Here is a 6,597-nt window from a genome sequence, read left to right as displayed (position 1 = left end):
CTTCGCTTCCTAGCACTGCACTACGTCTCGACCGCCAGTGAGAGAAATTCGAGTAGCTCGAGTTTCTTGCTGGCATCATTTAAGATGTCAATTTTGAATCCGAAGATTCGTTTTGTCTCTTCACCGATAAAGTCGGTTGCAAGACTTTATTTGTTGACGTTTTGCTGTTCAGTTTTCAAGGTTCGTTTCGCGCTTCTTCAAAAGCGACTTCTCTAATTTATCATCGCTGACTCTCTAAGTCAAGAACTTTTTTAAATTAGTTTTTAAGGCTTTTTCAAGGCTGAGTAACTAACTCCCTCAGCGACGTTTACTATAATAGCATGGGTTGTTTTTATAAGTCAACACTAAAAACAAAAAAACTTATCAAAGCTCTACTTTCATAGGATAGGGTCGATTTGTTTGATTAGGAAGATCCGTTGATTTGCGTTGCAGGCGGACGCAAATCAACAGTAATATCTCTCCTCTATTAACATTCATCGCTCTACACGATAGTCTCTGTGAAATACATATTCATTTTTCGAGTCGCTTTCAACGATTTGAATAACACCTTTTTCAATTAAAAACTCAACAAGAACTTCAAGATTAATTGAATACATCCGCAGCTCCTCATGCTCGTGAAGCTCTTGGATTGTCCACGTCTCCTTTGTCGACATGATGTCCATAATATGCCTCGCTCCGTCAAGTGTTCGATTATGGATGAAGAATTCACTTGCTAGGAAGAGAAGCTCCAATCTTTTTTCAATCGGTTCCTCACTCATAATAAGTTCCTCGTATAGTTTATAAATTGCCGGATCAATCTTTTTCACTTGAGACCACACCGTCACTTCAGGAGACAATCCTTTTTCAATAACAGTAAGTCTGGCAAGATGATGAAGAGACTGGATTGCATGGTGATATGAGTCCATATAGTTTTTCTGCTCGAAAAACATCTTTCCTTCCATATAGACTCTTACTAATCTTGATAGCTCAAGTCCCATCTTTATCTTCCGTCCGTAGAAGGGATATTCCTTCAACTCATTTTTCAAACCTTCGACAAATTCATTGCGGTCAAAAAAGATCTTCCCATAGAACAACCAATCGACGACTTTTCTTCTTGTTCCAAGCAGCAGCCATTTTCTCAGTTGCTTTTCGCTAATGACATGCATCGCAGCTTTGCCAGTACCATCCGTATAATGTTTTGTATATATAGGTGTTTCTTCATTAGATGTAATGATTAACATGATTTCGTCAAATGTGTCTGTTATCGGATCGCCTGCACCTCTTTTTTCAACGAGAATGACACCTAGTGTTTCAGGCGAGCTTGCGCGTTCTTGATAAATCGGTCTAAGAACTTGTTCCATTATGACACCTCCACTTCCTTTTCTTCGACGCAACTCTTAAAAAACCCTTCATTCGAAAATCGTAAAATATGATGCGAACAGAATTTGTGCTATATTGATTGAGGAACATTCAATATCTTATCCAACATACTTCACTCTAAGGAGGATTTCGGATGAAACCCTATAAAAATAAAATAAATCGGATTCGGTCATTTGCGCTATCCCTAATTTTCATCGGGGTCGTCATTATGTATCTTGGGATATTCTTTAGAAGCAATGAAATCGTTATGTTGATTTTCATGGTTCTAGGTCTCCTTGCTATTCTAGGCAGCACGGTCGTTTATGCTTGGATTGGGACATTGTCGACAAGGGCTGTACAAATTGTATGTCCAAGTTGCGGCAAAGAGACTAAAATGCTTGGCCGGGTCGATATGTGTGGACATTGTAGAGAACCACTTACGTTGGATCCATCATTGGAAGGCAAGGAATTCGATGAAGCTTACAACCGCCCGGCGAATAGAAACGATTCATCTAAAAAGAAATAAGAAAAACCGGTTCCGTCTTTCACTATCGGAACCGGTTTTCTTATTTTGCTTTATTGGCGCCTGCTGCACAATCAGGACATGTTCCATACACTTCAAGACGATGGGAATTGACTTCGAAACCTGTAACATGAGAAGCGAGGTGCTCAACTTCCTCAAGTCCGGGATGATGGAAGTCAACGATTTTTCCACAGTTATCACAAATGATGTGATAATGATCATGTGTTACAAAATCGAACCGGCTTGAAGCATCTCCATAAGTGAGTTCCTTTACAAGTCCGGCATTCCGGAAAACCCGCAGATTATTATATACGGTCGCAACACTCATATTTGGGAAATCAGCTTCTAGCGCTCTATATATTTCATCAGCAGTAGGATGCGTCTCAGAAGAAATGAGAAATTCTAAAATGGCATGCCTTTGCGGTGTAATTCGAACACCACTTTCCTTCAATGTGACAAGCGCGTCTTTCAAAAACACTTCAGACATCGCCAACACTCCAATCCATAAAGATTACTTCTTTATAATCATTATAATTAGTTTACTGAGAAAAGGCATATTTGTCAACTAAAGAGCTGTCCATAGGTGGGTGCAGGCACCGATTCAATACCCTTTTACAGGATTAATCAAATTGATCAGATCCTTATCGCCTCTTTGCCACTTTTTCAGATTTCCCGTGAAAAACTCGAGCGCTCTCTCAATATACTTCCCGGAATGGCTGGAGACATGCGGTGAAATTATTATATTCGATAAAGACCAAAGTTCGCTTTCCGCTGGTAATGGCTCCGTTTCAAACACATCGAGGACTGCGTGCCCGATTTCCTCGTTTTTCAGAGCCTCTACTAGTACGGCTTCTTTTACAAGGTCACCTCTGCCGAAATTCATGAAGATTGCAGTTTCCTTCATCGCCTTGAAATGGCTTTCCGTCAGCAGTCCTTTCGTTTTGGCTGTGCTCGGCAATACGGATAGGACGATATCTGCTTCCGGAAGCCTGCTGAGCAGTTCATCAAATTGAATCGTATCATCCATGTACTGTGCAGGGTTCCCTGAATAATTACAGCCGATCGTTCGAACGCCGAAAGCTTGAAGCAATCGACCCATTTCAGATCCGATCGCCCCCGGCCCAAGAATAAGAGCAGTCGACCCACGCAGTTCCGTTTGTCGAACTTTCGTATTCCACTCTTTCCGTTTTTGTTGCTCCGCTAATACCGGCAACGCTCGTTTAAGGGATAGAATATGCGCAAGAGCCGTTTCTGCCATCGGTGTTTTATGAATTCCGCGAACATTACTAATGATAATGCCTTTTGCGGCAATTTCAGCGAGCGGCATCTTTTCCACACCTGCAGAAGCGACCATTAACCATTTTAGAGATGTTGCTCTATCAAGTACCTCTGTACTTATATCTTCCCCATAGGTAACAATAACTTCAAAATCCTCTACTGGGGCTGTATTAACTTTGTTATTGAAGTCAAACTGGATTTCGGGAAAATCAACTTTTAATTTCTCAAGCTGTTCGTCCTTAATTTTGAAGGTGAATAATACTTTCATCTAATTTCCCCCTTACGCCTTCTTCGTTAATTGCTCCAACGTAGCAAGCGCTTCTTCGATATGCCCTTCTACTTTCACTTTCCGCCATTCCTTCACAACTGTCCCTGTAGGGTCGATCAAAAATGTGGAACGTTCGATTCCCATGTATTCCTTGCCGAACATTTTCTTTAATTTCCAAACGCCGTACGCTTCCGCAGCCTGATGATTTTCATCGACTAGCAATGAAAACGGAAGGCCTTGTTTTTCGATAAACCGTTGGTGAGATGCTTCGTTATCCGGGCTCACACCTAGAATGACGGCATTCAAATCACTGAAACTTTGGTGCGCGTCCCTAAAATCACATGCCTGCGTTGTGCAGCCAGGAGTAGCGTCCTTCGGGTAAAAGTAGAGGATGACATACTTCTTCCCTTCAAAATCCCGTAGTGAAACAATCTCTCCGTTTTCGTTCGGCAATGAAAATTGCGGCGCTTGCATTCCTTCCAACTTCTCCATTAGCGATCCCTCCATCTTTTTCTATACCCAATCGTACCGGACATCTGATAGAGTTTCAATTTCTTTGGCGTATCGACGCAGTTTTGTATAAAATGGAGGTTGTACCGATTTGAACGGAGGAATTGAAATGGACAGAACAAAATCAGAACAGATCTACCAAGAAGCTTGTGAACATATCGTCGGAGGTGTGAACAGCCCTTCCCGTGGCTATAAAGCGGTAGGCGGTGGAGCACCTACAGTAATGGAGCGCGCAGAAGGTGCCTATTTCTGGGACGTTGATGGAAATAAATATATTGATTACTTAGGTGCTTACGGTCCTATCATTACTGGCCATGCACACCCACATATCGCAGAAGCCATTACGAAGGCGGCAACTACCGGTGTACTGTACGGAACTCCGACACGCCATGAAGTCAAATTTGCTAAAATGTTGAAAGAAGCGATTCCCTCCATGGATAAAGTCCGTTTCGTCAACTCAGGGACAGAAGCTGTCATGACAACAATCCGCGTGGCACGAGCCTTTACTGGAAGAACGAAAGTAATGAAGTTTGCGGGTTGCTATCATGGGCATTCCGATCTTGTACTCGTAGCTGCAGGATCCGGGCCTGCAACATTAGGGACTCCGGATTCAGCAGGTGTCCCAGCATCCATCGCCCAAGAGGTGATTACAATCCCATTTAATGATCCTGATGCATATAAGGAAGCTATGGAAAAATGGGGAGACGAACTTGCATGTGTATTGGTCGAGCCGATTGTCGGGAATTTCGGTATTGTCGAACCGATTGAAGGATTCCTTCCACTCGTCCATGAACTTGCGAAGGAAAAAGGCGCGCTTATCATTTATGATGAAGTGATCACAGCTTTCCGTTTCCATTATGGCAGCGCACAAACTTTACTTGGAACGACTCCGGACTTGATTGCCTTCGGAAAGATTATCGGCGGCGGACTTCCGATTGGAGCATATGGCGGCAAGAAAGAAATTATGGAAACCGTCGCACCGCTCGGCCCTGCATACCAAGCAGGTACGATGGCGGGCAATCCTGCTTCCATGCTGTCTGGGATCGCTTGCTTGGAAGTATTGCAACAGCCCGGCATCTATGAAGAAATGGATCGACTTGGCAGAATGTTAGAGGAAGGCATTCTTCAATTGGCGGAAAAACACGGCATCACCATGACAATCAATCGTCTAGGCGGAGCACTTACACTATTCTTCACAGATGTGAAGGTAGAAAACTATGAGCAAGCCGAACAGACAGACGGAGAGCTCTTCGCGAAATTCTTTAAACTGATGCTCGCGAACGGCATAAACCTTGCTCCTTCAAAATATGAAGCTTGGTTCCTCACAATCGCGCATAAAGAGGACGACATCATTCATACACTAGAGGCGGTTGACCGTTCATTCGAAGAATTGTCACGTCAAATGAACAAATAACAAAATCACTTAGAAAAATGGTTTCGTGAATAAAAGCATTAACCTTATAAATACCTTTAGTAGAAAGGATAATCATATGAAACTTGGAGCCCGCATCTTCAAAACGGGTATAGCGATTGTTGCCGCATTGTTTCTAGCTGAAATGCTCAGCTTGCCGAATCCGGTTTTTGCAGGCATTGCAGCTATCTTTGCGATTCAACCTTCCATTTATCGATCATATTTGACGATCATTGAACAAATCCAAGGGAATCTGATCGGTGCCATTACCGCTATCACCTTTGTACTATTGTTCGGGCATCAAATTGTCATTGTCGGATTCGCAGCGGTCATCATTATCTTGATCATGCTGAAGTTAGGGCTTGAGAAATCCATTTCCCTAGCTCTAGTGACGATGATTGCCATTATGGAGATCAAAGGGGACGCCTTCCTATCCTTCGCCCTCCTTCGATTCGTCACAATGGTCATCGGTGTACTTTCCGCTTTTGTCGTCAACTTGTTATTCATGCCTCCAAAGTATGAAACAAAGCTTTTCCAGGCGATCCATAATGCACAGGATGACATTATTCGATGGATTCGACTTGCTGGAAGGCAAGCTTCCGAACATATCGCTACAAAAAAGTCATTGGTGAAATTGAAGGAACGGCTCGCAAACATCGACCAGCTTTATTCGCTTTACAAAGAGGAGCGAAGCTATTTCAAGAAGACTTCTCGCTCAAAGGTGCGTAAACTTGTTATTTACAGACAGATGATTGCAACCTCTCAAAGCAGCTATGAATTGCTATCACGACTTCATAAATTTGAAAATGAATTAATTAAATTGCCCGAGCATTTCCGAATGATGATCCAGGAGCGGCTCGATGCATTGCTTACGTATCACGAGCAAATTCATTTGAAGTTTGTCGGCAAGTTAAAATCCGACAGGATGTTGGAAAGCATGACCGAGGAATTTATCCAACGACAGGAAGTGATGGACATTTTCGCGAAGGAAATCGCCATCACAAAAGAAGAAGAAGAATTTTCCGCATATCACCTCCTTCATGTCCTTTCTTCTTTGTTGGATTATGAAGAACAGTTGGAGTATCTCGATCGATTGATCGTCTCTAATAAGCGTAGGCACGGACATGAAGTGAGCAATGAAATGCAAGATGAGATCTATTAACGATAGAACGTAAAAACCATCCTTGGAATAATGATGTGACCCCTAAAAGTTAGAGTTTTATATTACGCAGCTAGTTGGCTGGTGTGAAGACGGTATTGAACCGGACT

7 protein-coding genes are annotated in these 6,597 nt (G+C 42.7%); 3 read left to right on the top strand and 4 right to left on the bottom strand.

Annotation, left to right across the window (positions count from 1 at the left end; all coding sequences use genetic code 11):
- Nucleotides 1–473 precede the first annotated feature (473 nt).
- Nucleotides 474–1,340 carry a nucleotidyltransferase-like protein gene (locus tag ACTHPA_RS18415; protein ID WP_440502405.1) on the bottom strand — a complete coding sequence of 289 codons (867 nt, stop codon included), beginning with the start codon at nucleotides 1,338–1,340 and terminating at the stop codon, nucleotides 474–476.
- A 152-nt stretch (nucleotides 1,341–1,492) separates the two neighbouring features.
- On the opposite strand from ACTHPA_RS18415, the gene ACTHPA_RS18410 reads away from it, so the two are divergent.
- Nucleotides 1,493–1,864, top strand: coding sequence for a YgzB family protein (locus ACTHPA_RS18410; RefSeq protein ID WP_440502404.1), 372 nt, complete (start codon nucleotides 1,493–1,495; stop codon nucleotides 1,862–1,864).
- 40 nt (nucleotides 1,865–1,904) lie between these two features.
- Here ACTHPA_RS18410 and perR read toward each other — a convergent pair whose 3' ends face one another.
- The 3 genes from perR to bcp form a co-directional block, all read right to left on the bottom strand.
- Nucleotides 1,905–2,348 carry a peroxide-responsive transcriptional repressor PerR gene (perR, locus tag ACTHPA_RS18405; protein ID WP_440502403.1) on the bottom strand — a complete coding sequence of 148 codons (444 nt, stop codon included), beginning with the start codon at nucleotides 2,346–2,348 and terminating at the stop codon, nucleotides 1,905–1,907.
- Between the two features lie 114 nt (nucleotides 2,349–2,462).
- Entirely contained in the window at nucleotides 2,463–3,407 is a 945-nt protein-coding gene (locus ACTHPA_RS18400; RefSeq protein ID WP_440502402.1) for a D-2-hydroxyacid dehydrogenase, read from the bottom strand.
- A 12-nt stretch (nucleotides 3,408–3,419) separates the two neighbouring features.
- The gene (gene bcp / locus ACTHPA_RS18395) at nucleotides 3,420–3,899 is read right to left on the bottom strand and encodes a thioredoxin-dependent thiol peroxidase (protein ID WP_440502401.1); all 480 of its coding nucleotides are present in this window, start codon (nucleotides 3,897–3,899) and stop codon (nucleotides 3,420–3,422) included.
- Nucleotides 3,900–4,026: 127 nt separating this feature from the next.
- Here bcp and ACTHPA_RS18390 point away from each other — a divergent pair, with 127 nt between their 5' ends.
- Nucleotides 4,027–5,331 (top strand): glutamate-1-semialdehyde 2,1-aminomutase, encoded by a 1,305-nt coding sequence (locus ACTHPA_RS18390; protein ID WP_440502400.1) that lies wholly within the window; start codon nucleotides 4,027–4,029, stop codon nucleotides 5,329–5,331.
- A 76-nt stretch (nucleotides 5,332–5,407) separates the two neighbouring features.
- Nucleotides 5,408–6,490, top strand: a complete 1,083-nt coding sequence (locus ACTHPA_RS18385) for an FUSC family protein (protein ID WP_440502399.1) — start codon at nucleotides 5,408–5,410, stop codon at nucleotides 6,488–6,490.
- The last annotated feature ends 107 nt before the right edge of the window (nucleotides 6,491–6,597 follow it).

This window comes from Sporosarcina sp. SAFN-015 (genome assembly GCF_051966875.1).
In the GTDB taxonomy this organism is placed as follows: domain Bacteria; phylum Bacillota; class Bacilli; order Bacillales_A; family Planococcaceae; genus Sporosarcina.
The sequence above is the reverse complement of the archived record's forward strand: the minus strand, read 5'-3'. Positions and strand labels throughout refer to the sequence as shown.

Coding starts and splice junctions, on each gene's coding strand:
- ACTHPA_RS18415 (WP_440502405.1), bottom strand. CDS start 1,340: ATGGAACAAGTTCTTAGACCGATTTATCAAGAACGCGCAAGCTCGCCT.
- ACTHPA_RS18410 (WP_440502404.1), top strand. CDS start 1,493: ATGAAACCCTATAAAAATAAAATAAATCGGATTCGGTCATTTGCGCTA.
- bcp (WP_440502401.1), bottom strand. CDS start 3,899: ATGGAGAAGTTGGAAGGAATGCAAGCGCCGCAATTTTCATTGCCGAAC.
- perR (WP_440502403.1), bottom strand. CDS start 2,348: ATGTCTGAAGTGTTTTTGAAAGACGCGCTTGTCACATTGAAGGAAAGT.
- ACTHPA_RS18390 (WP_440502400.1), top strand. CDS start 4,027: ATGGACAGAACAAAATCAGAACAGATCTACCAAGAAGCTTGTGAACAT.
- ACTHPA_RS18385 (WP_440502399.1), top strand. CDS start 5,408: ATGAAACTTGGAGCCCGCATCTTCAAAACGGGTATAGCGATTGTTGCC.
- ACTHPA_RS18400 (WP_440502402.1), bottom strand. CDS start 3,407: ATGAAAGTATTATTCACCTTCAAAATTAAGGACGAACAGCTTGAGAAA.